Genomic DNA, 24,780 nt, shown 5'->3' on the forward strand with positions numbered 1-24,780 from the left:
CCGCCGACCTGACCCGTCCCGCGCCCGAGAACCTGTCGACCGGAGCCGCCGCGCCCGGCAGCCGCCCACGCCGAACGCCCGACCGGGAAACCCCGGCCGGGCGTGGGCACGGACAGCTATGGCTCGATCGGCCCACCGCGTGGTGCGCCGACCCCTCGGAGCCGCGCCGCCGGGGCGGTCCCGAGGTCCTTCGGTGGGTCAGGGGTCAGAACTGGGTGCTGACCGTGACGCCGCTGAAGTCGCTGACGGCGTACAGGCTGAGGTAGCGGTAGCCGGCGATGGGGTTGGTGACGGTGAGGGACTGGGTGGTGCCGGTGCCGGTGGACGAGGCGGTGAAGGCGCTCGGCGAGGCCCAGGTGCCCGGGTTGTAGTACAGGTGCGCGGTACCGGTGCCGCCGGAGGTGGTGACCTTCAGCGTGGTGGTGCCGGCCGGCAGGTAGACGTACAGGTAGTCGCTGTTGCCGGCGGTCGCGGCGCGGCCGGTCCGCGAGCAGTTCCGGCCCATCGCGTCGGCGCGCTGCTCGGTGCAGTTCGGCAGGGCGACCGGAGCGGCGGTCACCGTGACCGAGGCCGGGGTGGTGGCGGTCTTGCCGGTGGTGTCGGTGGTGGTCAGGGCGACGGTGTACGTGCCGGCCGCCGCGTAGGTGTGGCTCGCGTTGCGCTCGTCCGAGGCGGTGCCGTCGCCGAAGGTCCAGTGCCAGGAGGCGATCTGGCCCGGGCCCGTCTGCACGGACCGCTCGGTCACGCTGACGGTCGCACCGGTCACCGACGTGTCGAACAGGGCGGTCGGACCGGCGGCGTAGCAGGCGCCGGCGGCGCAGGCGGTGAGCCAGGCGTCGAAGTCGGCGTCGTAGGAGGTGCCGAGGTTGTTGTAGACCGCGTAGCCACCGGTGTAGTCACCGGCGCGGAAGCGGCTCAGCATGGCCTGGACGTCGGCCGGGTGCTTCTCCAGCATGTACCGGACGGCCAGGTAGCCCCACGGGTAGACGCGGGTCGAGTCCGAGTTGCCGTAGGTGTTCTGGAAGATGGTGCTGAGCTTGTAGGTGTGCTGGGCGGCCTGGGCCATCGCGTCGGTGTCGGTGGTGGCGCGGTAGCTGTAGGACATGTACTCGGCGAGGCCCTCGACCCACCAGATGTCCGGGACGGACGTCTGGGTGGTGAAGTTGCCCTTCATGTCGTAGATGCCGTCGAGGTAGTGGGTGTACTCGTGGTTGAGGTTCCACACCCGGGCGGGGTCACTGTTGTTCCAGGACTTCTGGTACATCACGTTCGCGGCCCGGTTGTTCGGGTCGGTCGGGTCCATGACGGTCTGGCCGCCGTTGTCGGTGGAGTTGCCGAAGATCGCCCACGAGTAGGTGGTGTAGTCCGTCTTGTTGGCGAAGATCCCCAGGGTGACGGTCTTGTTGTACTGGTTCGGGATCGGCCCGTTGTCCTTGACCACGTTGTGGAAGAACGCGTCCTCGTGGCGCAGGCTCTCGCAGACGGTGGCCAGTTCGGCCGCCGACAGGGCCTGGGCCTGGATGGTGCGGTTGTCGCAGACCAGCTGGTTCGGCAGGACCACCGAGGTGAGCTTGGCGGGCAGGTTGCAGATGTCGTAGTACGAGCACTGGCTGTTGTTGTAGACGGTGGCCTGGAAGGCCGTGTGCACGTACAGCGACGCGTCGGCGGTGAGCAGCCGCGCGGCGTTCAGCACCTGCTTGACCAGCGGCTTGGCCGCGGCCTCGACGGCAGGGCTGGTCCCGGCCATCCGGGCCAGGTCGTTGCCCGCATTGGTGTCGAGGACGGCGTTGGGCCCGCTGAGCAGGTCCTTGTGGTTGATCGCGAAGTTGGCGAGCGAGGTGACGAGGCTCGGGTCGGCGCCGAGCGCCTTGACGAAGTTCGCGTTGGTGTTGCCCCGCCAGAGCGGGAACCTCAGCACGGAGTTGACCGCGCTGACCATCTGCGGGAACGCGTTGTAGGAGTTGGAGTAGTCGTCCAGCACCCGCTTGTAGACGTCCAGGTAGTCGGCCTGGATGTTGGCGCTGTCGGTGAGCGTCAGCACCTCCTTGAGCACGGCGCCGTTCTGGTCGGTGACGTCGTGCCAGCGGGCGGCGGCGAAGAACGCGTCCAGGCCGGCCTTGACGGCGGTGGTGAGCTCGTTGGTGTACGGGCCGGCCCCGTCGGGGTAGTTGGACTGGATGTAGTAGCCCACCCGCAGGTAGAGCACCAGTTGCAGGATGCCGGTCGAGTTGTCGCCGGTGTAGGCGGCCGCCAAGTCCTTGAAGGCGGCCGCGACGGGCAGCATCCGGGACTGCTTGAAGATGCTCGCGTCGGTGCCGCCGTTGGTGAACAGCGCGGACACGCAGTCCGTCGTCGAGCTCTTCAGGAAGGCGACCAGGTCGGCACCGGCGTGTCCGGCGAAGTCGGCCGGCGTGCAGCTCTGCGCGGCGGCGGTCGCGCCCGACTGGGACTGCGCCGCCAGGGACTTGGGCTGGACGGGGGCACTCTGCGCGGCCGTGGTGGCCGGCTCGCCCATGAGGGTCTCGCTGAGCAGCGCCCGGGGCAGCGGAGCGGCCGGAGCGGCGAGGTTCTCGGACCCCGTCGTCGCGCCGGCGCCGGACCGGCCCGCCGGCCTCGCGGCGGCGGCCAGACCGGCGGCGGTCCCGGTGGGAGCCGTCGCGGTCGGAGCCGGTCCGGCGGTGACGGCGACGGGCGCCGCGAAGGCCTGGACCGGGAGCACGGCGGTGGCCGTGGCACAACAGGCGACGACGCCGGCTGCGAGCGTGGAGAGGCGTATGCGCAGGTGCACGCTGAGTCCTTCTTCGAGTGGGGGCAGCCTGACGTGGGGTCAAGCTGAGTGAAGGAGATTGGCGTGGATCCTGGCACCGAATGAAGGTCAGAACAATGTCACAGGTCATATCGCATATCATTTTCAGCCATCTCGCGGCCTGCGGCGCCCGCCGGGTGGCTGACCTGCGACGGTGGAGGCCGGCGGCCCGACGTGCCGGCACCGGACGGCCGTCGCCTCCCAGGTCGGCGGGTCACCCGCCACCCCCGCAGGCCGGCGTTCTGCGCGGACCGGCCGGTCCGCGCCCCGGCCCGCGCTGCGCCCGGCCCGCCGAACCCTCGGCGCCCACGCAGAACGCTCGGCCGGGAAACCCCGGCCGAGCGCGTGGTCCGACTTATCGTGGCTTGATCAACTCACCCCGTGGTGCGGCGATCGCGCGAAGGCCGCCGCCGTTCGGCGGCCTTGGCGGCGCGGGCGCGGGCGGCCGAACGGCGCCCGCCCGGGCTCACTTCCCGAGGGCCTGGGTGAACCGCACCAGGTTGCCGGCCGGGTCACGGAATCCGCAGTCGCGGACGCCGTAGGGCTGGTCCATCGGCTCCTGGAGCACCTCACCGCCCGCGGCGCTGACGCGCTCGAAGGCGGCGTCGCAGTCGTCCGTCGCGAAGATGACACCGCGGAGCAGGCCCTTGGCCATCAGCTCCGCCATGGCCTGCCTGTCGGCCGACGAGGCGTTCGGGTCGGCGAGCGGGGGTTCGAGGACGATGTTCACGTCCGGCTGCGAGGGCGAACCCACGGTCACCCAGCGCATCCCCTCGAACCCGACGTCGTTGCGCACCTCCAGACCGAGAACGTCACGGTAGAAGGCGATCGCCTTGTCGTGGTCGTCGACGGCGATGAAGCACTGCGAGAGCCTGATGTCCATGGCGCCCAGGCTACGACCGGGCGGCGGCGCCTGCTTCTCCGTTCCTGACCGGCCTGGTGTGGATCTTGGCGATGCAGGCCGGGACGGCGGCGCCGTCCTCATGGCCGCGGGCCCGGTAGCTGCTCGGGTTCTCGCAGACCAGCTCGGTGAAGCGCGTGCTGAACGACCCGAGCGAGGTACAGCCGACCGCGAAGCAGACCTCGGTCACCGTGAGGTCGCCGCGCCGCAGCAGCGCCTTGGCCCGCTCGATGCGACGGGTCATCAGGTAGCTGTACGGCGTCTCGCCGAAGGCGGCGCGGAAGCTGCGGGAGAAGTGGCCCGACGACATCAGGGCGTCGCGTGCCAGGGCCGGGACGTCCAGCGGTTCGGCGTAGTCGCGGTCCATCCGGTCGCGGGCCCGCCGCAGCCGGACGAGATCGTCGAGGTCTGGCCGTTTCACCCGGCCAGTCTCCCACAGCACCCGCGGCAGCCGTCGCAGTGCGGCCCCACGGAAGCCGGGGCCCTCACGGGCACCGGGTCGGGTCGCGGCGCAGGAGAGGGCCGGCCCGCGGTGTCCGCGAGGGCGAGCGGCGAGCGGTGACGTCAGGCTCCGACGTAGGCGGCGAGGTGCTCGCCGGTGAGGGTCGAGCGGGCGGCGACGAGGTCGGCGGGGGTGCCCTCGAAGACGATCCGGCCGCCGTGGTGACCGGCGCCGGGGCCGAGGTCGATGATCCAGTCGGCATGCGCCATGACCGCCTGGTGGTGCTCGACGACGATGACCGACTTGCCGGAGTCGACCAACCGGTCGAGCAGGCCCAGCAACTGCTCGACGTCGGCGAGATGGAGGCCCGCGGTCGGCTCGTCGAGGATGTAGACGCCGCCCTTGTCGGCCATGTGGGTGGCCAGCTTCAGCCGCTGCCGCTCGCCGCCGGAGAGGGTGGTGAGCGGCTGGCCGAGGCTGAGGTAGCCGAGCCCGACATCGGCCAAGCGCGCGAGAACGGCGTGCGCGGCCGGGGTGCGCGCCTCGCCCGCGCCGAAGAACTCCTCGGCCTCGGTCACCGACATCGCGAGCACCTCACTGATGTCGCGGCCGCCCAGGCGGTACTCCAGCACCGCCGCCTGGAACCGCTTCCCCTCGCACTCCTCGCAAGTGGTGGCGACGCCGGCCATCATCGCCAGGTCGGTGTAGACGACGCCGACGCCGTTGCAGGTGGGGCAGGCGCCCTCGGAGTTGGCGCTGAACAGGGCCGGCTTCACGCCGTTGGCCTTGGCGAACGCCTTGCGGATCGGGTCGAGCAGTCCGGTGTACGTCGCGGGGTTGCTGCGCCGGGAGCCGCGGATCGGGCTCTGGTCGACCGAGACCACACCCTCGTCGGCGGCCTGCCGCCCCTTGGCCAGCGATCCGTGCACGAGCGAGCTCTTGCCGGAGCCGGCGACGCCGGTAACCACGGCCAGCACCCCGAGCGGGACGTCGACGTCGACGTCGCGCAGGTTGTTGGTCGTCGCGCCGCGGATCTCCAGCCTGCCGGTGGGCTTGCGCACCGTCTCCTTGACGCGGGCCCGGTCGTCGAAGTGCCGGCCGGTGACAGTGCCGCTGGCCCGCAGCCCCTCGACGGTGCCCTCGAAGCAGACGGTGCCGCCCGCGGTGCCGGCGCCCGGGCCGAGGTCGACGATGTGGTCGGCGATCACGATCGTCTCCGGCTTGTGCTCCACCACGAGCACCGTGTTGCCCTTGTCCCGCAGCCGCAGCAGCAGGTCGTTCATCCGCTGGATGTCGTGCGGGTGCAGGCCCGCGGTGGGCTCGTCGAAGACGTAGGTGGTGTCGGTCAGCGAGGAGCCGAGGTGGCGGATCATCTTGACGCGCTGCGCCTCGCCGCCGGACAGCGTGCCCGACCCCCGGTCGAGCGCGAGATAGCCGAGACCGATCTCCACGAACGAGTCGAGGGTCCGCCGGAGCGCGGTGAGCAGGGGCGCCACCGAGGGCTCCCGCAGGCCGCCGACCCAGCCGGCCAGGTCGCTGATCTGCATCGCGCAGGCGTCGGCGATGCTGATCCCCCCGATCTTCGAGGAGCGGGCCCCCTCCGCGAGCCTGGTGCCCTCGCACTCGGGACAGGTGGTGAAGGTGACCGCCCGCTCCACGAACGCCCGGACGTGCGGCTGCAGCGACTCCTTGTCCTTGGACAGGAACGACTTCTGGATCTTGGGAATCAGCCCCTCGTAGGTGAGGTTCACCCCCTCGACCTTCACCTTGGTCGGCTCCCGGTAGAGGAAGTCCCGCATCTCCTGCTCGGTGAACCTCTCGATCGGCTTGTCGGGGTCCAGGAAGCCGGACTCGGCGTAGACCCGCACCGTCCAGAAGCTGTCCGACTTCCACCCGGGGATGGTGAACGCGCCCTCGGCGAGCGACTTGGAAGCGTCGTAGAGCTGGGTGAGGTCGATGTCGGAGACGGCGCCCCGGCCCTCGCAGCGCGGACACATCCCACCGGTGCGGTCGAAGGTCGCCTTCACCGTCTTCCTGGCACCGCGCTCGACGGTGATGGCGCCGCTCGCCCGGACCGAGGGGACGTTGAAGGCGTACGCGCTGGGCGGGCCGATGTGCGGCTCGCCCAGCCGGCTGAAGAGGATGCGCAGCATCGCGTTGGCGTCGGTGGCGGTGCCGACCGTGGAGCGGGGGTCGGAGCCCGTCCGCTGCTGGTCGACGATGATCGCGGTGGTCAGCCCTTCGAGGACGTCGACCTCGGGCCGCGCCAGCGTCGGCATGAAGCCCTGCACGAAGGCGCTGTAGGTCTCGTTGATCAGCCGCTGCGACTCCGCCGCGATCGTGCCGAACACCAGGGAGCTCTTGCCGGAGCCGGAGACACCGGTCAGCACCGTCAGCCGGCGCTTCGGGATCTCGACGCTGACGTCCTTGAGGTTGTTCACCCGCGCGCCGTGCACACGGATCACGTCGTGGCTGTCGGCGGCGTGCGGCGCGGGCGGCTGCGAATCCGTCCTCGTGGCCATGGTTGTCGTCTCTCCATCCGTCATGCGGGTCGCCTTCGCGGTCTCCGTCGGCGTCGCCCGGCTCGATCCAACCAGCTCCGGCGGTCGCCCGGTTCCCCTTCGTCGGCCGCCTCCCGGCCGTACTGTCGCGCGGCAGTACGGCCGGGAGGCGGCCGGGACACTTCTCGGGCCGTCCGTGCGGCTCGGCGCGTCGGCCCCGTCCGGGGTCGCCGGACTGCTCAGCGGACCTCGTTGACCCGGATCATGTTGCCGGCGGGGTCCCGGAAGGCGCAGTCGCGGATGCCGTACGGCTGCTCGGTCGGCTCCTGGGCGACCTCGGCGCCGGCCGCCTTCAGCCGGGCGAAGGTGGCGTCGAGGTCGTCGGTGGCCAGGACGAGGCGGGCGTAGGTGCCCTTGGCCATCATCTCGACGATGGTGCGGCGCTCCTCGTCGGTGGTGCCGGGGTCGGCCGCCGGCGGCTCCAGGACGACTGACGTACCGGGCTGGTCGACGGGCCCGACGGTGATCCAGCGCATGTCGCCGTAGCCGACGTCGTTACGGACCTCGAAGCCGAGCAGGTCGCGGTAGAAGGCCAGCGAGGCGTCCGGGTCGGTGTGCGGGAGGAAGGTCCAGTGAATGGTGAGGTTCATGGGGAAAGGCTAGGCCCGGCGGGGTGAGCAGGGCTTCTCGAATCCTGATCGGTTCGGTCCTCGTCACGCGACGCGGGACGGCGGCGGGACGGCCGTGGTCGGCCGGCGGCAGCAGGCGGCCGGGGCCCGGGAGTCAGTGGCCCCGGAGCCGGTGGGCTCCGGCATGATGATGGCTCGAACGGGGGTGCGAAACAGGCGCGCCCCGGATCGGGGAGGGCAGGGCGGCCGATGAGGTATCCGGTGGCAGCGGCGGCGGCAGTGTTGACCGCCGCCGTGACGGTGGCGGGCTGCGGAAGCGTGCGCACGGGCGACACCGGGGCGGGGGCCGGTGGGGCGGCAGTGCCGAGCGCGACCGGCGCGAGCGCCACCGCGCCCGACCACGCGGAGCAGGTCCGGCAGGGCGCCGCCGAGCACGACCGGCTCTTCCCGGACGTGGCGGCGCTGCGCTGCGAGTCCGCCCGGCCGAGCCCCTCCGCCGGTGGGACCGGATCCGGCGCGCCGCTCGACCCGGAGGCCGCGAAGCACGCGGAGAACAGCATGTACAAGCAGATGGCGGCCATGACGGCGGCCGGCCGGTGCCGGGGAGAGGCGCACAGCGCGCGGATCGCAGCCGCACTCGACGCCCGCCCCGGCGGGGCGCCGTCGACCGAGGCCGAGCTCCAGCGCCTCCTGGAGTCGCTCGGCTACCCCGCGGCGAGCGCCGTGGTCCACCGGTCCGACAGCCTGATCGGGTTCGACCTGTTCGTCCCGGGAACCGGCCCCTGCGTCACCGGACGACTCGGCTCCCCCGTCGAGGTCCGGGCCCACGGGCCCTACCTGGAAGGGGGCTGCACCGAGCCCAAGGGCGGGCACTGAGAGCTGGCGCGGACGCGGACCGGCCGCCGGGCCAGGGAACCGGGCGCCGTGCGGTCAAGGGGGCAGCCCCACCACGAGGACCGGCCGACCGGACCACCGGGAGGCCGTCCGCAGGCCGCTGACACGCCCACGGACGGCGGAGCGTCCCCCGTCGTGGCCCGCCCTCGGATAGGGATGGCCCCTCCTCCATCGCCTGCTCCGAAGGGCCCGTCATGTCCCCACGCACCTCCATGTCGCTGAAGTCCGCCGCACGCCTGGCGTGTGCCGTGCTGGCGCTCGGCGCCGCCCCGCTCCTGCTCGCCCAGCCAGCCGCAGCCGGCAATGGGCCGAAGACGCCCCAGGAGTCCGCCGCCTGCCGCGGCGTGCTGAACACGCTGATCGGCGGCTCGCTGTTCGGCCCGGGCGGCGTCAGCGCCGTCTGCGCCGTCCAGCCGTCCGACGCGTCCGGCCAGTCCGCCTCCTCCCGCCCGACCACCCGTGACTCCGTCGCCTACGACCTGCCGAAGATGCGGCAGGAGGTCACCGAACTGCGCCGCAAGGCCGCCGCCCTGGACCGGCTCGGCGAGCACGAGGCGGCCCGGAAGGCCCGCGCCGAGGCCGACGCCCTCCAGCGCCGGATCGACGAGATCGTCCGGGCCGAGGAGAACAACTGACCGCGCCGGACCAGAGGTGACGTCGCCCTCCAACCGGGACCGCCCCCGTGCCGACCGCCGGCACGGGGGCGGACCCACGGTCATCGGGCCGACCAGGCGCCACGCGCGGCGAGGACGGCGGCGATGCACCGCCGGTGTGCCGCGCGCGCGTCGCCACGGGTCCTACGCCGCTCCGCTGCGCCACTTCCCGTACACCCACTGCCCGTCGACGTCCAGGATGCCGACGTGGTGGGTGCGGTCGGCGCCGACCATCGCGGTGAACGCCTCGCCCGAAGCGAGGGTCGGGGCGTCGTAGGGGTCGCCGTCGAGGATCGCCACCCGGATCGTCCAGCCGTCCGCCCACTCGCCCTTCGCCCAGACCGCATGACACTTCGCGGAGTAGCGCAGCCACACCCTGGGGTGCAGCTGGGTGTCCGGCCTGATCTCGGTCCTGGGGATGTCCCGCGCGTCTTCCGCGCAGCCGAGCGTCTTCGGGTTCTTGCCCTCGCAGGCGTTGCCGTGGCAACCGGCCGCGGCGGCCGCCGGGGTCGGCAGGGCCGTGGCGGGGGCCAGAACTGCGGCCGCCGCGAGAGTGAGGGCGGCAGCCCCGGGTGCACGCATCATCGCTGTCCTCCACCGTTCGCGGCCCCGCCGGCCGCTCCTGGTACGTACATAACGCGTCGGCCGTGCTTCGTGGGCAGAGATCCGCCGGGATTCACCGGAAGGAGTGGCCGGCCCCGCGCCGGACCTGGACACTCGGGCGCGTTCCACCTCGTCGATCGCGCTGAGTGGTGGCCGGACACGGCGGGCTCCCACGGAGGCGGACCCGCCGCCGGGGCAGGGCGGCAGCGGCCAAGGGGGCGGCTGCGGAACGGGGCTGACGTGGTGTGAGCATAGGATCCGACGGTTCTCGGAGCATCGATCACGGCGGAGGCGCCCACCCATGTCCGATCAGCGCGTTGTCATCGTCACCGGCGGCGGTACCGGCATCGGGGCGGCCACCGCCCGGCTGCTGCGGGCCGACGCCTGCCAGGTGGTGGTGTCCGGGCGGCGCCCCGAGCCGCTGGAGCGGGTGGCCCGGGAGACCGGTGCCGTGGCCCGGGTGTCGGACGCCACCGATCCCGAGGACGTCCGGACGCTGGTGGACGGAGTCGTGGCCGAGTTCGGGCGGCTCGACGGGATCGTGCTCAACGCCGGTGTCGGCCGGGGCGGCTCCGTCGGGGACGTCACGCTGGAGGACTGGGAGCTGGTGATGCGCACCAACCTCACCGGCCCGTTCCTCCTCCTGCGGGCCGCCGTGCCGCACCTGCTGCGGTCGCGGGGAGCCGTCGTGGCGGTCTCCTCCGTCTCCGCGCTGCGCAACGGGGTCGGGAACGCGGCCTACGCCACCTCGAAGGCGGCGCTGCTGCAGCTCTGCCGCTCGCTCGCCGTCGACTACGGCCACCTCGGGCTGCGGGCCAACACCGTCTGCCCCAGCTGGGTGCGCACGGAGATGGCCGACCGCCGGATGGCCCGGTTCGCCGACGAGGAGGGGTTGGCCGGCCCCGACGAGGCGTACCGCGAGGCGACCAGGCTGACTCCGGCCGGGCGGCCCGGCGAGCCCGACGAGGTGGCCGCGGCGATCGGCTGGCTGCTCTCGTCGGCAGCGAGCTACGTGAACGGCGCGGTCCTCACCGTGGACGGCGGGGTCGCCGCCCTCGACCCGGGCACCACGGCCTTCGGCTTCCGGCTGGAACCGCGGCGCGGCGCCTGAGACGGCGGGGCGGCGCGGGGGCGCGGGGGGCGCGGGCGGCTCACCAACCCCTGGTGGGCGCCCGCGCCGTACCCGGCCAGGGGCAGGAGGCAGGAAACACAGGAGGCATGAAACGGCCGATCCGGGTCAGACGAGGCACGCAGCACTCCCGCCCGTCGTCGACAAGGAGCCCGTAGCGTGAGCGACACCCCCCACCTGCCCGGCGCACCGGACCACCGCTGGAACCGGCCGCAGCACGCCGCGTGCCGGAGCACCCACGGCAGCCGGTTCTTCCGGCACGTGGACGGCCCCGGCTCGGCCGACGCGTCCGAGGAGGCCGCCAAGGCCCTCTGCGGTGCCTGCCCGGAGCGGATCGAGTGCCGCCGCCACGCCCTCGCCGCGCGTGAGCCCTTCGGGGTGTGGGGTGGGCTGGGCGAGGAGGAACGCCATGCCCTCTTCGTCCACGACCTGGTGGCCGTCGGCCCCGTCGCATGAGCCCGCCAGGGTCGGCCGCACCGCCGGACGGCTCCGCAGCCCAGGAGCCGGGGCCGACCCTGAGCCCGACCGGCCCCGGCGCTGCCGCGGCCGGTCGGGTACCGGCAGCCCGCGGCGGGCGGCCGCCGTCGCGGACGGTCCCGACCGGCTGACGCTGGGCGGGTCACCGGACCACGTCCACCGGACGGAACGCCCTTTCAGAGGGCCTGGGGGAAGTCGAAGACCCGGTCCGGGTCGTAGACGGCCTTGACCCGTTCGAGCCGGGGCACGTGCTCGCCGTAGTAGGCGGTGCGCCAGTCGACGAGGTGGGGGTCGCGGTAGTTCTGGTAGGCGTGGCCGTTGGCGTAGGGCGCGAGGGTCGCGTGGGCGTCGGCCACCCAGCGGACCCGGGGCTCGGCCGGACCGTCGGCGGGCCAGCCTGCGTAGTACTGGGCGAGCAGCGTCGAACTCCGGTGCCGGAAGGCCGTGGCGGCGGCCGGGACGCGGTTGACCGCGCCGCCGAGGGCGGTGAACGTGACGGCGCCGGCCGTCGGGTCGCGGCGGTCCGCGAAGCCGCGCAGCGCGCCGACGGCCGCGGCGGGGAGGTAGCCGTCGAAGAAGTGGGAGGCGGCGGCGAAGGCCTGGCTGCCCGTCCGCAGGCAGGCCTCCACGGTGCGGCAGCCGGTGTAGGCGAGCATCGAGTCCAGGTACGGCCGGGTGGCGACGGCGGCGGAGGTGGTCGGGCCGGTGCGGGCGAGCAGCGGGGCGACGAGTCGCTCCAGCTCGTCGGAGTCGCCGAGCAGCACGCCGCCCGCGTCCACCGACGCGCCGTCGGGGCGGGCCCAGACGTGGAAGTTGGACCAGAGCCGGTCCGGCGCGGTGAAGGCCCAGGGCTGCCACTCGGCCAGCGCCCGGCCGGCGTCCGCCCAGGCCCAGGAGTACTTGAAGATCGTGCAGTCCACCGCCGGGTGGGTGCGCAGCCGCAGCGAGGTGACCACCCCGAAGTTTCCGTTCCCGGCACCGCGCAGGGCCCAGAACAGCTCCGGTTCCCGCTCGGCGTCGCAGCGCACCACCCGCCCGTCGGCCAGGACGACCTCCGCCTCGGTGAGGCTGTCGCAGGTCAGGCCGTACGCCCGGCTGGTGACGCCGTGGCCGCCGCCGAGTGCCAGGCCGGCCAGCCCGACGGTGGGGCAGGTGCCGGCCGGGACGGTGACGCCGTGCCGGGCGAGTTCGGCGTAGGCGGTCATCAGGGGGGTGCCGGGGCCGAGTTCGGCCTGGTCGCCGTCGACCCGGACGGTGTCCAGCCGGGCCAGGTCGATCACCAGCGGGGTGTCGCTGGACCAGCCCGCGTAGCAGTGGCCGCCGCTGCGTACCGCGAACCGGATGCCGAAGCGGCGGGCGAACCGGAGGCATTCGGCGACGTCGGCGCTGTGCGCGCACCGGGCGATCGCCTCCGGGTGCGCCTCGGGGGCGAACCTCAGGTTGCGCGGCAGCCGGGCGCTCTCGTAGTCGGCCGAGCCCGGGCGCAGCAGCACGCCGTCCAGGCTCGCGGCGAGGGCCTGCCAGTCGGGGCCGGTCCGTGTCCGGGCCGGTGCGGTGGTCGGCCAGGAGGCGAGCGCCGCGCCCGCGCCGAGGGCCAGTACGGTACGTCGGCCCGGATGGCCGCCCCGGTCGGTCATGGGCAGCACTGTAGGGCGGCCGGTCCCCGGTGGGCGGCAGGCTCGCGGGCGGGCACCGAGGTCGGGCCCGTCGTCGGCGTGGCGGACGCCGGGGGCGCCCCGGTCGGCGCCACCGAGGCACCGTCCGCCGGGGCGACGGCCGCCGGGGCGACGGCCCCGCGAACCGGAGCCCGGCCCGGCCGTGGGACCGGCCCGCTGCGCCGGACGACGTCAGCTGGACGGCCTCAGCCGGACGGCCTCACCCGCGCCGGACGGCCAGTTCGAGCTCGCGGGCGCTCTCGTCCCAGGGCGAGGGCAGCGTGTGGCCGGTGGGCTCGAAGCCGACCTTCCGGTACATCGCCTCCGCCCGGCCGTTGTCCTGGTGGACGAAGAGCCGGACCCGCTCGATCCGCGGCTCGGCGAGCGACCACGACCAGGCCAGCGCGGCCTCGAAGAGCTCCTGGGCGACGCCGTGGCCGCGTGCCTCGGGCCGGACGAACACGCCGACGAGGTGCGTCTGCGGCTGCTCCGGGACATCGCCGAAGAACGTTGCCGTGCCGGCGCGCTCGACCAGCACCGATACGGTTCCGAGCCAGCGCCCGTCGGCGGCCTCCGCGGCGAACTGCCGTGCGGTGACGCCTGCGGCGGCCCCGGCCGCGCGGTCCTGCCAGAAGTCGTCCGGCTGGGCGCTGGCCTTCTCGTAGCTGTCGTGGAAGGCGACGGGCGCGGCCGGATCCAGCAGCGCGTCCAGGCGCAGCTGCTTGATCTTCGGCCAGTCGTCGGCTTCCACTGCCCTGATGATGTGCGTCATACGCATGATCATCCCACTGGCACCGGCGGGCCCCGCAGCGGGGAGCGCTCCCCGGCCGGGCGGTTCAGTCCCGGCGTCCCGCGTACTCGGTGCGGCCGGCCCGCGCGCGCAGATGTGCGGCGAGGCCGGCGGCGAGTGCGACGGCGGCGACGAGGCTGCCGGTGACCAGTACCGGGTTGACCCAGGCCGGGACGAGTTCGTCCCCGCCCGGAGCGCAGTGCGCGCTCATCGGGAACGTCGTCCGGTCGAGGGTCTCGGCCTGGAACCAGCCGTTCGCTCTGCACCACTTCCTGTCCGTGATCCAGGCGGACCCCGGCCCCGCCACGCTGCCGGTGACATAGGCGCAGGAGGCCGCGAACGCGGCGCCGACGGCGGCCAGGACGAGGGCCCCGGCCGTCGCCGGTGCTCCGCGCAGGCGGGCCCGGACCAGCCGGACCGTCAGCACCAGCGCGACGAGCAGCAGGAGGAACGGCGAGACGAACGGCAGCAGCTCGACGACGAGCAGCACGTCCTCGTCCCCGGAGGCGAACGGCGAAGTGATGGACACGTGGACGGGATCGTCGCGACGCCGCGGCCGGTTCCCGTGATCCGGATCACCGGGGCCGGTCGGTCCGGGCCGGTCAGCCGCCGAGCACGGCGTCCGCGGCCCGGCCGGCCTGGGCCTGCTCGATGCGCTTGGCCAGCAGGACGGCGAGGCGCTGCGCCGTCGCGGTGTCCACCGGGCCGTCCTCGGTGGTCACGGTGGCGACCACGGTGCCCGCGCGCATCACGATGCCCCAACCGTCCCGGCCACCGGGCTCCCCCTGCCAGGCGCGGCTCTCGGTGCCGATGGCGGGCAGCTCCACGACGTGGTAGCGGGTGGCGTCGCCGTAGGCCGTGTACGCCGCCTTGAGCTTGTCCTGGGCGGCCGCCTTCGTCGGCAGGGTGTCGACGAGGAAGCGTGCGACCACGTCGCCGGAGCTGAACTTGGCCTCGCCGCTGAGCGGCTTGCCGTTGCAGGAGTCGGTGTTCTGGCAGGTCGAGGAGTGGTCGGTGGGGTCGACCCGCCGCTTCTCCTGTGCCCAACCGGTCATCGCGGCCTGGTCGGGCATCAGCTGCAGGACGGCCTTGTAGTCGAGGAGCGGCGTCGCGGCGTCGCTCCAGACGGGCATCGGGACCGCACCGGCCGCCGGGCCACCCCCGCCGGGCGCCGCCCCGCCACCGGGCGGCACCGCGCCGGGCGCCGGGGAGGTGCCGGTGGCCGCGCCGGGCGAGACGCCCCCGCCGGCGGTCGGAGCCTGGGCCGTCGGGTCGGCCGCGCCCGCGCTCGCACCGGCACTGGCACCGGCACCGGCACCGGTGGCAGCCGTCGCCGTGCCCTGGCCGGCCGCCGCGGTACCACCGGCCGCCGCCCCGGACCCACCGGAGCCACAGGCCGTCAGGACGCCCAGCAGTACCCCGGCCGCAGCCGCCGTCATCGTGCGACCAACCAACTTCACAGCGCTCTCCCTCGTACCCCGGTGTCCGCGGACCGCCAAGAACCATAACCTTGATCGCCCCGGTCCGGTTCAGCACCCGTCTCGCCGTCGCGACGGCCGCTCCCGCCTCCCGGTCGGAGCCCGGAGGCGCGGGCCCCGGCCGGGGCGTTCAGCCGGTCGGGCCGAGGGTGACCGTGGCGTGCTCCATGATCGGCTGGTCACTCCGCGCGCCCGGTGGTCCCCGAGCGCGCGAACCGGGCGTTCATCTCCGGCAGGCGGCCCGCCGCGCAGCCGTCCGACGCCGTCGCCCCTGCCGTGAACCGTCGTGCTGCACCCCGGTCCGCCCCCGGATACGCTGGCGCCCGTCCCCGCCGTCCGCCCGCGAGCCCCCCATGAAGCCCTGGTTCCTACTGTCCGCCGTCCCTCGGCTCGCCCTTTCGGCGGTCCTCGGGGTGGCCGCCGGAACGCTCGTCGGCGTACTGGCCGGGGGGCCGTTGGGAGTCCTCGCCGGCATCGCCGTGGCAGAGACGATCTTCGTGGTGTCGGGATGGGTCGTCCTGTGGCCCATGGACCCCGGGACCACCCGCCGCAACGTCCGGCGCGAGGAGTTCAGGCCGGTCGTCGAGGAGCTCGCCGTCGTCGCGTCCGCGCTGTGCGGGCTGGTCGGCACCGTGCTGCTGCTCCTGGTCGGCCACTCGGACCGGGGCCAGGCCGCGGCCGCGACGGCGCTCTGCGGCGTGTTCACGGCCTGGGCCGCGCTCCACCTGATGTACGCCACCCGCTACGCGTACATCTACTACGGGCCGGCCGGGGGCGGGATCGACTTCAACACCGACGATCCGCCGCGGTACAGCGACTTCCTCTACTTCAGCTACAACCTCGGCATGACCTACCAGGTCTCCGACACGAGCGTGTCCAGCAGCCTGCTCAGGGCGGTCGTGCTCCGGCACTGCCTGCTGTCCTACGTCTTCGGTGCCGGCATCCTGGCCACCACCATCAACTTCGTCGCCCAGCTCGTGACGGGCTGAACCGTCGCGGACCGCTCCCCGGGTTCAGCGCCCGCCGGGGGCCAGCAGGGCGTCCGCGAGGGCGGTGCGGGCGTAGAGGACGGAGCGGCCGCTGCGGTGGGCGGTCACCAGACCCGCGTTGCGCAGGGCCGTGAGGTGCTGGGAGACGCCGGCCGCAGACAGGCCGGAGTGCCGGGCGAGCCGGGTGGTCGACGAGGGCGTGTCGAGTTCGGTCAGCAGCATCGTGCGGGACCGGCCCAGGACGGCGGCCACCGCGTCCGGGGAGGTGGTGGCGCGCGGCTCCCAGAGGTTGCCGATCCCACGGGCCGGGTAGGCGAGCTGAGGCGGGTCCGGCGCCACCGAGCGGGTCAGCACGCGCGGCCAGGCGAACGCGGAGGGCACCAGGAGGAGCCCCGAGCCGGCCTGGTCACGGGTCAGCGCGCAGTGGCGGCGGACCAGCCGCAGCGTGCCGTCGTCCCACCGTACGGAGTCGTGCAGTTCGTTGAGGACGTGGGCCGAACCGTGCTCCGCCACCTGACGGGCCCGGTGGAACACATCGGCTTCCAGGAGCCGCCGGATCCTGTCCCAGTAGGGCGCGAGGGCGAGCTCCCAGTAGGCCTCGATCTCCGCGACGACCTTCTCCAGCGCCTCCTCCGGAGCCTCCGCCAGGACCCTGAACCGCGGCGAGGGGCCCCGGTCGCGCTCGGCGGCCAGCATTCCGAGCTCGGTCCGAAGCCGCTCGGGCGAGGTCCGCCGGATCGCCTCCAGCTCGGTGGCGAGGGAGGGGAACGGGGTGGCGGGGGTCGGGTTGAGGAAGTCCGCGAGATAGCCGCCGGCGGGGACGAGTTCGGCCAGCCAGCCACGGTCCAGTCCCGCGTGCGCCAGCCGGGGCCGGACCTGCTCGGCCCAGCGCCGGTGCAGCGGTGGCTCCTCGTCCTGCGCGAGCAGTCGGAAGCTGGTGACGACCTCCCACATCGGGGAGACCGCGAAGCGCGTCTGTGCCAGATCCGCCGTGGAGAAGCTCAGTCCCGACTGCATGCGTTGCCACCCTCCGGCCACCGTTGGATTCGGCCCGAGCTTAATTCATGGCCCGACCGGAGCAGGTCGCTCTCGCATTCGATGCGAGAGACTCGCGACACCAACCCGATCCAGGTGGTCCACGAGTGGAACACCCCCGCCCACCGCGACGAGGCCGAGGGCGAGCCCGAGCGGCGCTGCCGGGAGGACCTGGACGCCGGGCACATCGACTCCAAGCGCCCCGAACAGTAGAGGGAGGGGCTTCAGCTGGATGTGGGGGTGGGGGCGACGCCGAGTGCCCCGCCCAGCCGGGCCACGACAGCCGAGTAGTCGGTCTCACCCTTCATGAGGGCGGCCTTGGCCTTGGTGACCTGAGCGGCATCGTTGGCGGTGGAACCGGTGAGGCAGTCGGTCACGCCCTGCCGCAGGTTCATGAGCGCCGAGGACCACAGTGCCTGGGTGGGCGGGTCGGGAATGGGCTCGAAGTCCTTGATGATATTGAGATCATGGCCAAGGTCTCCGCAGGCCGAATTGACGTTCCTGAAGTCGGCAGACGTGACAGAGTCAATGGCCAAGCTGCGCTTGAACCTGTCGAGGTCGCGACCAAGGGCGCCCATTCCCTGCTTATGACGACCCTCCTCGAACCACGCGACGAGCTTGACCTGGTCATCCGCGGAGAGCGGCGGGGCATTGACAGAGGGCGGTGTGCTGGCGACCGGAGGCGTACTCGCGGATGACACCGGACCGCTGGCGGGCGAGCCGTCGCTGCACGCAGCAAGGGGGATCACGGAAAGAACGACGGCCAGACGGCGTAACAGCGGACGCATGGAGACTCCCTGGGATGAAGATCTGAGCACCGTACCGCGCCGCGCGGCCCCGTCGGCGGCGAACAGCCCGGCCGCCTCCACCCGCACACTCTCACGACGCTGACGTGCCATCGCCGTCAACCCGCCCCCATCTGCGTACCTCACACCCCGCCGCCTTCCAGAAGCAACAACTCCACGTCAGCAGAACAGCACACCCTCACCCCGACAAGCTGAAGTCAGTCTGTGTTGGGCGCCCGCCGGTTGTTAAGGTGTGCGACGTGGAGAGCCTGAGCAAGCGGCGTCTGGACGCTCCCGCACTGGACGCGCTGCTACACCGCTCGCTGGGCCAGGGCGGTCGGCTGGAGCGGGAGTTGACCGGCGGGATGTTCAACACCGCTTACCGCGCCCGGCTCTTCGACGGCCGGACCGTACTGGTCAAGATCGCCCCACCCGCGGACCTGCCAGTGCTCCGCTACGAGCGCGGCATCCTCGGCACCGAGGCCGCCGTCTACCGACAGCTCAACAGCCCGACCGGGGCCAGGGTGCCGACACCTCGGCTGCTGCATGCCGGCGTGGACCACCTGGTGCTCTCCTGGCTCGACGGCAGCCCCTGGGACCAGACGGAACCGCACCGACCCGATCTGCTGCGCCGCGAGCTGGGGCAGCTGACGGCCCTGATCAACGCGATCCCGTCCCCGGACGGGCGCTTCGGCTACCCCGCACCCGAGTCCGCCCTTCAGGCGGATGACTGGCCCGCCGCCTTCAGCCTGATGACGGCCGCCCTGCTGACGGACGCCGAACGCTTCGGAGCCGAACTCGGCACGCCGGCCAAGGAATTCACAGCCCTGGTGGACGCCTCTCAGGAGCGGCTGGCGGAGGTGGCCGTGTCACGCCTCGTCCACTTCGACCTGTGGCCCGGCAACGTCTTCCACGACGGCACACGAATCACTGGACTGATCGACCACGAAAGGGCGTTCTTCGGCGACCCGGCGGCCGAGCTGGTATCCCTGGAGTTCGGCGGAGCCGCGGGCGGGCTACCGGGAGGCGGGCGGCGAGCTGGAGTTCGCCCCGGGCCTAGCCCACCGGCTCGCGCTCTACCGTGTCTACTTGGGCCTCATCCTGGTCATCGAGAGCGAGCCCCGCGGCTTCCGGACCTCCAATCCGGAGCACTACGCGTGGAGCCGCGAGTACCTGGCCACCCATCTGGACGCACTGCGGCAGCACTGTGCCGCATGACCACACCAACGCGGACCAGACGCGCCACGCCCGCCCCGCCCGCCCACCACGAAGCTCACGCTCGCCAACCGAAGTGCCAGTCACGGCTGGTGGGCTGCTTGCCGCTGGTAGTGGCTGGCATGGGAGCGTGCTTGGTGGCGGCGGCGCCCTGAGAGTCGGTGGGCACCCGTCGATTTCTCTCGGTGACCACGACCGTTCGGTGTCCGTCCGGCTCCATCGCGGCGGCGACCCGGTCGTCCGCTGACGACACGTCCGCCCCGAAGCTCCCCCCCCGGGGGGGGAGCCCGTCCCGGGGTGGCCGACCGGCTGTCACCGGGGTGTGCCAGGCTGTGCCCGACCTATCGAACGGGAGCAGCACCATGCACAGGCCGAGCCGGCCCGAGGACCTCGACCACGGCGACCGGGTGTGGGCGAGAGCTGTCGCCTTCGCCCTCCTGGAAGCCGCCCACGGCAACCCCGAGGGCTACTGGCTGGACGAGCACGGGGTGTGGTGCGACGCGACGGGCGGCTCCTACTGGTGGCGCGTCACGCGGTGCGAGGAGGGCGTCGTCTTCTGCGGCCAGGACTCCGACGGCAGCGAGACCCACGTCGACGGCCGACAGATCGACTTTCTCGCCGGGGCTCCGCAGTGGCTGCCCTGGGAAACCCTGCGTGAGGACGCCGAGGGCAACCTCTTCGGCTTCGTCTACTGGTCGCAGGGCGGCGCCTGGCAGCGCATCCCCTACCCCGAATCCGTGCAGGACGACGGGCTGGCGATGGCTGCCGGGTGGCTGGGCTCGGAGGAGGAGTTCGTCGACGAGGCGGCCGCGCTCGCCGCCGTTCAGCCCGCCGACGAGGCGGCGTTCGCCGATGCCCTCGCCCGGTTCGTCCGGCACGCCGAGGCGAGCACGGTGGACGCCGCGGTGGTGGCCGACCTCCTGGCCGCGGCCGGTCCCGAGCACGCGGACCGCCGCCCGCTGCTGCTGAAGCCGGCGCTGGACGTCGCCGAACGCGCGGGGATCACCCGGCCCGGCGGGCGCGGCTGACACCGGCTGCCCCCGGCTCCCCCGGGCGTCCCGAGGGACCGGCGAGCCGGCGGGCCGGCCCACCGACCGACGCGAACGGGGCCGCATCCGAGAACCACCCGGATGCGGCCCCGAGCCCACCGGTGGGACTGCGGAACTACCGAACGACGATGCTTCGGTACCTCGGTACTGCGGATACGGCAGGACGGACCGTCAGACGGCCAGCGTCTTGAGCGTCTCGAAGGCGCTGTCCCGGGACTTCTCCGCCAGCGGCTTGAGCGCGGCCATCTGCGGCACGATCGCCGCCAGGGTCAGCTCGGCGTGCACGAAGGTCAGGTCGTCCGCCAGGCCGATCGCGCCCAGGACGGCGCGCAGGTACGGCTCCTGGTAGTCCCAGCCCTCACGGGGGGTGCCGGGCGCGTAGGAACCGCCCCGGGCGGTGACCACCACGACGGACTTGCCGCTGAGCAGGCCCGGGTCGCCGCCCGGCGCCACCATGTGGGCCGGGGTGACGAGACGGTCCACCCACGCCTTGAGCGTGGACGGGATCGTGTAGTTGTACATCGGGGCACCGATGATCAGCGTGGTCGCCTCGCGCACCTCGGCGGTGACCGCCTCGCTGAGCGCCCGCTCCTCCGGGGTCTCGCCGTGCTCGCCGCTCGGGTCGAGCAGGGCCTCGCGGACGGCGTGCGTGATGTGCGGGACGGGCTCGGCGCCCAGGTCCCGGTAGACGTAGCCGCCGTCGGGGTGGTTCTCGCGCCACTGCGTGGCGAAGTAGGCGGACAGCTCACGGGACACCGAGCCGTCGTGGCGGATGCTCGCGTCGATGTGCAGCAGGGAAGGCATGTATGCGACCTCGGGTGCTATCAGGGGCGGATCAATGCTTCACCACCGGCCGGCCACGTCCGTGGTGCGACGCGGTCGCCGGTGCCGTTGGACCACGGGTGGTCCTGGCCGCTCGGCCAGGCCCCCGGACGCGTTCCCGCCGCCCGCTCGGCGCCGGTACGCGATGACGACGGTAGACATTGACGCCGACGTCAAAGCAAGCGGTGCGCAACTCCGGCCCACTCGCTGCGTCGACGAACCGGCCCCGAACCGGCCGCCCGGGCGCCCGACCGCCCCGGACCGGCGTCGGCCTCCGGTGCGCCGGCGCTCAGCCGCCGCCCATCCCGCCCTGCGCGGCGACCATCGTCGTCCCCAGCCCGTCGACCGCCCGGGCCAGCCCGGGCGCCGGCTCCGCCAGCCGGGCGGTGAGCGCCGCGATCCGCTCGGCGTGCGCCCGCCGTTCCCCGCGCGACAGCACCAACCGGAGCTGCCCGTGCGCGGCCAGCGCCCCCAGCGCCGCGTCCGCGAACGCCACCTGGTCCACCGGGCCGTCCCCGCGGACCACCTGCGCCACCCGCACCTGCTGGTCCAGCGCCTCCCGGGGATCGGGCATCGCCACCGGCCGGCGCGGCACCACGGGGCCGTAGGGGTCACGGTCCTGGACCGTCAGCACGCCGAGGACCGCCAGCCGCTGTTCGACGGCGTCCAGCGTCTCCTCGCGGCCCCGCTTGATCCACGACTTCCAGCCGCGCCGCCGGGCCGCCACCTCGGCCAGCACGGCGTCGAGCACCGGATCCCCGTCGGGACCGGCCGCCGGTGCCACCCGCACCCGGCCCGCGTCGTCCTCGACGAGGTCACCGCGGTGGGCGAGCTCGGCCAGCGCGGCGGCGCGCAGCAGGAAGCCGGCCCGGGTGCGGTCCTGGAGGGTCTGGGCCCGGGTGTCGAAGGCCAGCAGGTAGGCGGCCAGATGCAGCGGTCGGCTCATACCTCCGACGATACGGCGCGCCGCCCCGGCCACCATCCGCCCGCAGGACGGCGTCGACCCCGCCGGCCTCCCCCTGCGGCGTACCGGGAGCGGCGCGGGCGGCACCTGCCGGATGCCGCACCCGCACGAGCCCCGCCGACCGCCGGTGCGCCCAGACCCCTGCGGACCGGGACGTGCTCGTCCTCCGGGGCCGGACCTCCGGTCGACGACCCGGCGCGTGACAGGGCGTCAGGCCGGTACCGGTCAGCGGGACGGCCGGTCACCGGGGTCAGCTCACCTCGGGGTGGAACCGGTGCAGGCCCTTGCGGTCGTAGTAGGTGGTCATCCCGAAGCCGAAGGCCAGGGCCGCGACCGTGCCGATCGCGATCATCACCCAGGCCCGGGTCAGCCCGGCGTCGGCCTGCGCGTCGAAGTAGAGGATCGCCCGTACGCCGTCACTGAGCTGGCGCATCGGCTCGAACACCGCCAGCCCCCGGTAGAACGTCGGCAGCGCCTGGAGCGGGATGGTCGCCCCGGAGGACGGCAGCGACAGCGCGATGAAGACGAACATGCTGATCAGCTGCCCGATCCCGCCGAACGCGGCGATCAGCGCCTGCGCCCCGAGCCCCACCGCCGCGCTGGCGCAGACCGAGAAGACCCAGAGCAGCGGCAGGTGCGAGGCGTCCATTCCGAGGACCACCACGGTCGCCAGCATCACCAGACTGGAGGTCAGCACCGCGAGGGCGACCGACATCACGGAGGTGACGGCCAGCGTCTGGGTCCGGCTGATCCGCACCAGCGGGTGCTGGGTCCGCAGCGGCCCCAGCTCGCTCGCCGCGTAGCCGAGTGCCACGTCGACCCCGTTGCTGATCACGTTCGCACCGAGGAAGCCGGCGAGCACGAGCAGCAGCGTGTAGTAGAACGCCGTCAGGCCCAACCCGCTGTGCGGGCCGATCGGGTGACCGACGCGGACCTCGACGTCCACCGGGTCGGCGAGTTGCAGCGCCGCCGCATTGGTCGCCGCGCCGCCCGCCGCCGACGGCTGGGCCTGCGCCTGGGCCTGCGCCTGGGCCGTGAGGGACTTGCCGAGTTGGGCGGAGGCCTGCTGCGCGGCCGCCTGGGAGACCGAGGAGGCCAACGAGGACGCCAGGCTGCCCACCCCGGGGTTGGTCAGCACCGCCATCGTCGGCCGCGGCGGCATCGGCTGCGCTGGCGAGCCCAGCGCCGCCACGGCGGCGGTGAAACCCGCCGGGACCTCCAACGCTCCCGCGAGCTTCCCCGAGGCCAACTGGTCGTCGGCGGCGGCCTGGTCGAGCAGCCGCCAGGAGACCTGGCCCTGCGGGTCAGGCGCGGCGGCGATACCCGCCGTGATCTGCGCCCCTAGGTTCTGCTGCTGACCCGCCACGACGGCCCCCTGGTCCTCGTTGACCAGACCGATCGGCAACCGGTGGAGGTCCGCCCGCGGGTTGATGATGCCGCCCAGGTAGAGCAGTGACAGCAGGAACGCCACCGTCCCGACGATGATCGTCGGGACCATCCAGACCTTGGGGTTGCGAAGCACCTGCCAGGCCCGCACCCCGCTCGGCGGCGGATTCGAAGTCATGGCTCTCCCGTGCGCGTCGTTCGGTCGTCCACTCCCGCCAGAACGTAGCCGCCGTCCTTCCTCCGCCCGGCGCGCCTCGCCCGAACAGCCCGCAGCCCGACCCGGTCGGCAGCGTCCGGGCGGCCCCGCCGCGTCTCGTGGTCGGCCGCCGCCGTCGTCGATGTCCGGTGGGGGCTCCGCCGAGGAAAGCGGCCCGGAACACCGTGCTCCGGGCCGTTCTCCGCGCCTCGTACCGGTTTCGACCCGCGCCCGGGCCGCGGGACCGGCGACCCCCGCCCTAGCGCGCTGACTAAGCGCTTGCTTAGACTCTTGCTCGTCGCGGAAGGTCAACCGCACCGCAGTCCAGCCACCGGGAGTCCGCCATGTTGTCCGCCGAGAACCGTCAGATCCGCCTCGCCCGCCGGCCGGTGGGCGAGGTCAGCCCGGAGGACTGGGAGCACGTCACCGAGCCGGCCGTGGCTCCCGGCGAGGGCTTGTTCGCCGGCCGCACCCGCTTCCTCTCACTGGACCCGGCGATGCGCGGGTGGCTCGACGACCGCCCCTCCTACCTGCCGCCGGTCGGGCTCGGCGAGGTGATGCGAGCCGGGTCGGTCGTCGAGATCACCGAGTCCAACCACCCCGACTTCACCATCGGCGACCTGGTCGTCGGCTTCTTCGGCGTCCAGGAGCACGTGGTCTCCGACGGGAAGGGCGTGCTGCGGATCGACCCCGCCGTCGCCCCGCCGTCCACCTTCCTCGGCGCGCTCGGAAGCCCGGGCATGACGGCGTACTTCGGCCTGCTGGACGTCGGGGCGCTCAAGGAGGGCGAGACCGTGGTGGTCTCCGGCGCCGCGGGCGCCGTGGGCAGCCTGGTCGGCCAGATCGCCAAGGCGAAGGGGTGCCGGGTGATCGGCATCGCCGGCGGGGCCGAGAAGTGCGCGCTGCTCACGGGTGAACTCGGCTTCGACGCCGCGATCGACTACCGGGCCGAGAACGTCAAGAAGGCGCTGCGCACCCAGGCCCCGGACGGCATCGACGTGTACTTCGACAACGTCGGCGGGGAGATCCTGGACGCCGCCCTGGCCTGCCTGGCGATGCACGCCCGGGTGGTCGTCTGCGGCGCCATCAGCCAGTACAACACCACGGCCGTCCAGGGCCCGGCCAACTACCTGTCGCTGCTGGTGCGCCGTGCCCGGATGGAGGGCTTCGTGGTGTTCGACTACGCGCCGCGCTTCAAGGAGGCCGCCCGGGAGATCGGCGGCTGGATCGCCGAAGGGCGGATCAAGGTGCTGGAGCACGTGGTCCGGGGCACGGTGGACGACTTCCCGCAGACCCTGCAGATGCTCTTCCGGGGCGAGAACACCGGCAAGCTGGTGCTCGAACTCGTCTGACCGCCCGACCCCCGAGCCAGCCCGCCCCG

Annotated in this window: 24 protein-coding genes; 9 read left to right on the plus strand and 15 right to left on the minus strand. The window is 73.3% G+C overall.

Annotation, left to right across the window (positions count from 1 at the left end; all coding sequences use genetic code 11):
- Window positions 1-205: 205 nt before the first annotated feature.
- From AB0J08_RS08975 to AB0J08_RS08995, 5 genes are all read right to left on the minus strand, one after another.
- Window positions 206-2,788 (minus strand): collagenase, encoded by a 2,583-nt coding sequence (locus AB0J08_RS08975; protein ID WP_360629249.1) that lies wholly within the window; start codon window positions 2,786-2,788, stop codon window positions 206-208.
- A 484-nt stretch (window positions 2,789-3,272) separates the two neighbouring features.
- Window positions 3,273-3,689 carry a VOC family protein gene (locus AB0J08_RS08980; protein ID WP_360629252.1) on the minus strand — a complete coding sequence of 139 codons (417 nt, stop codon included), beginning with the start codon at window positions 3,687-3,689 and terminating at the stop codon, window positions 3,273-3,275.
- A gap of 10 nt (window positions 3,690-3,699) precedes the next feature.
- Window positions 3,700-4,074, minus strand: a complete 375-nt coding sequence (locus AB0J08_RS08985) for a helix-turn-helix transcriptional regulator (RefSeq protein ID WP_360629492.1) — start codon at window positions 4,072-4,074, stop codon at window positions 3,700-3,702.
- A gap of 197 nt (window positions 4,075-4,271) precedes the next feature.
- Window positions 4,272-6,671: an excinuclease ABC subunit UvrA gene (locus AB0J08_RS08990; protein WP_360629255.1), complete on the minus strand. Its 2,400-nt coding sequence runs from the start codon at window positions 6,669-6,671 to the stop codon at window positions 4,272-4,274.
- Window positions 6,672-6,889: 218 nt separating this feature from the next.
- Complete coding sequence (locus AB0J08_RS08995) at window positions 6,890-7,300, minus strand: VOC family protein (protein ID WP_360629258.1); 411 nt, start codon at window positions 7,298-7,300, stop codon at window positions 6,890-6,892.
- A gap of 339 nt (window positions 7,301-7,639) precedes the next feature.
- Here AB0J08_RS08995 and AB0J08_RS09000 point away from each other — a divergent pair, with 339 nt between their 5' ends.
- Together AB0J08_RS09000 and AB0J08_RS09005 are read left to right on the plus strand one after the other, a co-directional pair.
- On the plus strand, window positions 7,640-8,155 hold the full coding sequence (locus AB0J08_RS09000) for a hypothetical protein (protein WP_360629261.1): 516 nt from the start codon (window positions 7,640-7,642) through the stop codon (window positions 8,153-8,155).
- A gap of 212 nt (window positions 8,156-8,367) precedes the next feature.
- A complete protein-coding gene (locus AB0J08_RS09005; protein ID WP_360629264.1) occupies window positions 8,368-8,808 on the plus strand; it encodes a hypothetical protein in 441 nt (146 codons plus the stop codon).
- Window positions 8,809-8,970: 162 nt separating this feature from the next.
- On the opposite strand, the gene AB0J08_RS09010 is transcribed toward AB0J08_RS09005, so the two are convergent.
- Window positions 8,971-9,411 carry a DUF2690 domain-containing protein gene (locus AB0J08_RS09010; protein WP_360629268.1) on the minus strand — a complete coding sequence of 147 codons (441 nt, stop codon included), beginning with the start codon at window positions 9,409-9,411 and terminating at the stop codon, window positions 8,971-8,973.
- Window positions 9,412-9,730: 319 nt separating this feature from the next.
- On the opposite strand from AB0J08_RS09010, the gene AB0J08_RS09015 reads away from it, so the two are divergent.
- Both AB0J08_RS09015 and AB0J08_RS09020 read left to right on the plus strand, forming a co-directional pair.
- On the plus strand, window positions 9,731-10,540 hold the full coding sequence (locus AB0J08_RS09015) for an SDR family oxidoreductase (protein ID WP_360629271.1): 810 nt from the start codon (window positions 9,731-9,733) through the stop codon (window positions 10,538-10,540).
- 177 nt (window positions 10,541-10,717) lie between these two features.
- Window positions 10,718-11,014: a WhiB family transcriptional regulator gene (locus AB0J08_RS09020; protein ID WP_360629274.1), complete on the plus strand. Its 297-nt coding sequence runs from the start codon at window positions 10,718-10,720 to the stop codon at window positions 11,012-11,014.
- Between the two features lie 197 nt (window positions 11,015-11,211).
- On the opposite strand, the gene AB0J08_RS09025 is transcribed toward AB0J08_RS09020, so the two are convergent.
- The 4 genes from AB0J08_RS09025 to AB0J08_RS09040 all read right to left on the minus strand — a co-directional run bounded on the left by AB0J08_RS09025 (window position 11,212) and on the right by AB0J08_RS09040 (window position 14,940).
- Window positions 11,212-12,672 carry an FAD-binding oxidoreductase gene (locus AB0J08_RS09025; protein ID WP_360629277.1) on the minus strand — a complete coding sequence of 487 codons (1,461 nt, stop codon included), beginning with the start codon at window positions 12,670-12,672 and terminating at the stop codon, window positions 11,212-11,214.
- A 238-nt stretch (window positions 12,673-12,910) separates the two neighbouring features.
- Window positions 12,911-13,462, minus strand: a complete 552-nt coding sequence (locus AB0J08_RS09030) for a GNAT family N-acetyltransferase (protein ID WP_360629280.1) — start codon at window positions 13,460-13,462, stop codon at window positions 12,911-12,913.
- 64 nt (window positions 13,463-13,526) lie between these two features.
- Complete coding sequence (locus AB0J08_RS09035; protein ID WP_360629283.1) at window positions 13,527-14,009, minus strand: hypothetical protein; 483 nt, start codon at window positions 14,007-14,009, stop codon at window positions 13,527-13,529.
- A 73-nt stretch (window positions 14,010-14,082) separates the two neighbouring features.
- Window positions 14,083-14,940 carry a hypothetical protein gene (locus tag AB0J08_RS09040; RefSeq protein ID WP_360629286.1) on the minus strand — a complete coding sequence of 286 codons (858 nt, stop codon included), beginning with the start codon at window positions 14,938-14,940 and terminating at the stop codon, window positions 14,083-14,085.
- Between the two features lie 371 nt (window positions 14,941-15,311).
- On the opposite strand from AB0J08_RS09040, the gene AB0J08_RS09045 reads away from it, so the two are divergent.
- Entirely contained in the window at window positions 15,312-15,947 is a 636-nt protein-coding gene (locus tag AB0J08_RS09045) for a DUF1345 domain-containing protein (protein ID WP_360629289.1), read from the plus strand.
- A 24-nt stretch (window positions 15,948-15,971) separates the two neighbouring features.
- On the opposite strand, the gene AB0J08_RS09050 is transcribed toward AB0J08_RS09045, so the two are convergent.
- The gene (locus AB0J08_RS09050; protein ID WP_360629292.1) at window positions 15,972-16,964 is read right to left on the minus strand and encodes a DUF5937 family protein; all 993 of its coding nucleotides are present in this window, start codon (window positions 16,962-16,964) and stop codon (window positions 15,972-15,974) included.
- A gap of 81 nt (window positions 16,965-17,045) precedes the next feature.
- Between AB0J08_RS09050 and AB0J08_RS09055 the strand changes: the two genes are divergently transcribed.
- A complete protein-coding gene (locus tag AB0J08_RS09055; protein ID WP_360629295.1) occupies window positions 17,046-17,195 on the plus strand; it encodes a hypothetical protein in 150 nt (49 codons plus the stop codon).
- Window positions 17,196-17,206: 11 nt separating this feature from the next.
- Here the strand turns inward: AB0J08_RS09055 and AB0J08_RS09060 are convergent, their stop codons facing one another.
- A complete protein-coding gene (locus AB0J08_RS09060; protein ID WP_360629298.1) occupies window positions 17,207-17,881 on the minus strand; it encodes a hypothetical protein in 675 nt (224 codons plus the stop codon).
- Window positions 17,882-18,027: 146 nt separating this feature from the next.
- Between AB0J08_RS09060 and AB0J08_RS09065 the strand changes: the two genes are divergently transcribed.
- Together AB0J08_RS09065 and AB0J08_RS09070 are read left to right on the plus strand one after the other, a co-directional pair.
- Window positions 18,028-19,137, plus strand: coding sequence for an aminoglycoside phosphotransferase family protein (locus tag AB0J08_RS09065; RefSeq protein WP_360629302.1), 1,110 nt, complete (start codon window positions 18,028-18,030; stop codon window positions 19,135-19,137).
- A gap of 207 nt (window positions 19,138-19,344) precedes the next feature.
- Window positions 19,345-20,010: a hypothetical protein gene (locus AB0J08_RS09070; RefSeq protein ID WP_360629305.1), complete on the plus strand. Its 666-nt coding sequence runs from the start codon at window positions 19,345-19,347 to the stop codon at window positions 20,008-20,010.
- Window positions 20,011-20,202: 192 nt separating this feature from the next.
- Here AB0J08_RS09070 and AB0J08_RS09075 read toward each other — a convergent pair whose 3' ends face one another.
- The 3 genes from AB0J08_RS09075 to AB0J08_RS09085 form a co-directional block, all read right to left on the minus strand.
- Complete coding sequence (locus AB0J08_RS09075) at window positions 20,203-20,835, minus strand: NAD(P)H-dependent oxidoreductase (protein ID WP_360629308.1); 633 nt, start codon at window positions 20,833-20,835, stop codon at window positions 20,203-20,205.
- 307 nt (window positions 20,836-21,142) lie between these two features.
- Complete coding sequence (locus AB0J08_RS09080) at window positions 21,143-21,799, minus strand: GPP34 family phosphoprotein (RefSeq protein ID WP_360629311.1); 657 nt, start codon at window positions 21,797-21,799, stop codon at window positions 21,143-21,145.
- A 268-nt stretch (window positions 21,800-22,067) separates the two neighbouring features.
- Window positions 22,068-23,381, minus strand: a complete 1,314-nt coding sequence (locus AB0J08_RS09085) for a DUF3533 domain-containing protein (protein WP_360629314.1) — start codon at window positions 23,379-23,381, stop codon at window positions 22,068-22,070.
- A gap of 362 nt (window positions 23,382-23,743) precedes the next feature.
- Between AB0J08_RS09085 and AB0J08_RS09090 the strand changes: the two genes are divergently transcribed.
- A complete protein-coding gene (locus AB0J08_RS09090; RefSeq protein ID WP_360629317.1) occupies window positions 23,744-24,751 on the plus strand; it encodes an NADP-dependent oxidoreductase in 1,008 nt (335 codons plus the stop codon).
- The last annotated feature ends 29 nt before the right edge of the window (window positions 24,752-24,780 follow it).

The sequence above is a fragment of the Kitasatospora sp. NPDC050463 genome (genome assembly GCF_040655255.1).
Classification (GTDB): Bacteria; Actinomycetota; Actinomycetes; order Streptomycetales; family Streptomycetaceae; genus Kitasatospora.

Excerpts from the sequence above, each read along its gene's own strand:
- AB0J08_RS08980 (WP_360629252.1), bottom strand. The coding sequence starts at position 3,689 with ATGGACATCAGGCTCTCGCAGTGCTTCATCGCCGTCGACGACCACGAC.
- AB0J08_RS08985 (WP_360629492.1), bottom strand. The coding sequence starts at position 4,074 with ATGGACCGCGACTACGCCGAACCGCTGGACGTCCCGGCCCTGGCACGC.
- AB0J08_RS08990 (WP_360629255.1), bottom strand. The coding sequence starts at position 6,671 with ATGGCCACGAGGACGGATTCGCAGCCGCCCGCGCCGCACGCCGCCGAC.
- AB0J08_RS08995 (WP_360629258.1), bottom strand. The coding sequence starts at position 7,300 with ATGAACCTCACCATTCACTGGACCTTCCTCCCGCACACCGACCCGGAC.
- AB0J08_RS09005 (WP_360629264.1), top strand. The coding sequence starts at position 8,368 with ATGTCCCCACGCACCTCCATGTCGCTGAAGTCCGCCGCACGCCTGGCG.
- AB0J08_RS09010 (WP_360629268.1), bottom strand. The coding sequence starts at position 9,411 with ATGATGCGTGCACCCGGGGCTGCCGCCCTCACTCTCGCGGCGGCCGCA.
- AB0J08_RS09015 (WP_360629271.1), top strand. The coding sequence starts at position 9,731 with ATGTCCGATCAGCGCGTTGTCATCGTCACCGGCGGCGGTACCGGCATC.
- AB0J08_RS09025 (WP_360629277.1), bottom strand. The coding sequence starts at position 12,672 with ATGACCGACCGGGGCGGCCATCCGGGCCGACGTACCGTACTGGCCCTC.
- AB0J08_RS09030 (WP_360629280.1), bottom strand. The coding sequence starts at position 13,462 with ATGACGCACATCATCAGGGCAGTGGAAGCCGACGACTGGCCGAAGATC.
- AB0J08_RS09045 (WP_360629289.1), top strand. The coding sequence starts at position 15,312 with ATGAAGCCCTGGTTCCTACTGTCCGCCGTCCCTCGGCTCGCCCTTTCG.
- AB0J08_RS09050 (WP_360629292.1), bottom strand. The coding sequence starts at position 16,964 with ATGCAGTCGGGACTGAGCTTCTCCACGGCGGATCTGGCACAGACGCGC.
- AB0J08_RS09055 (WP_360629295.1), top strand. The coding sequence starts at position 17,046 with ATGCGAGAGACTCGCGACACCAACCCGATCCAGGTGGTCCACGAGTGG.
- AB0J08_RS09060 (WP_360629298.1), bottom strand. The coding sequence starts at position 17,881 with ATGGCACGTCAGCGTCGTGAGAGTGTGCGGGTGGAGGCGGCCGGGCTG.
- AB0J08_RS09070 (WP_360629305.1), top strand. The coding sequence starts at position 19,345 with ATGCACAGGCCGAGCCGGCCCGAGGACCTCGACCACGGCGACCGGGTG.
- AB0J08_RS09075 (WP_360629308.1), bottom strand. The coding sequence starts at position 20,835 with ATGCCTTCCCTGCTGCACATCGACGCGAGCATCCGCCACGACGGCTCG.
- AB0J08_RS09080 (WP_360629311.1), bottom strand. The coding sequence starts at position 21,799 with ATGAGCCGACCGCTGCATCTGGCCGCCTACCTGCTGGCCTTCGACACC.
- AB0J08_RS09085 (WP_360629314.1), bottom strand. The coding sequence starts at position 23,381 with ATGACTTCGAATCCGCCGCCGAGCGGGGTGCGGGCCTGGCAGGTGCTT.
- AB0J08_RS09090 (WP_360629317.1), top strand. The coding sequence starts at position 23,744 with ATGTTGTCCGCCGAGAACCGTCAGATCCGCCTCGCCCGCCGGCCGGTG.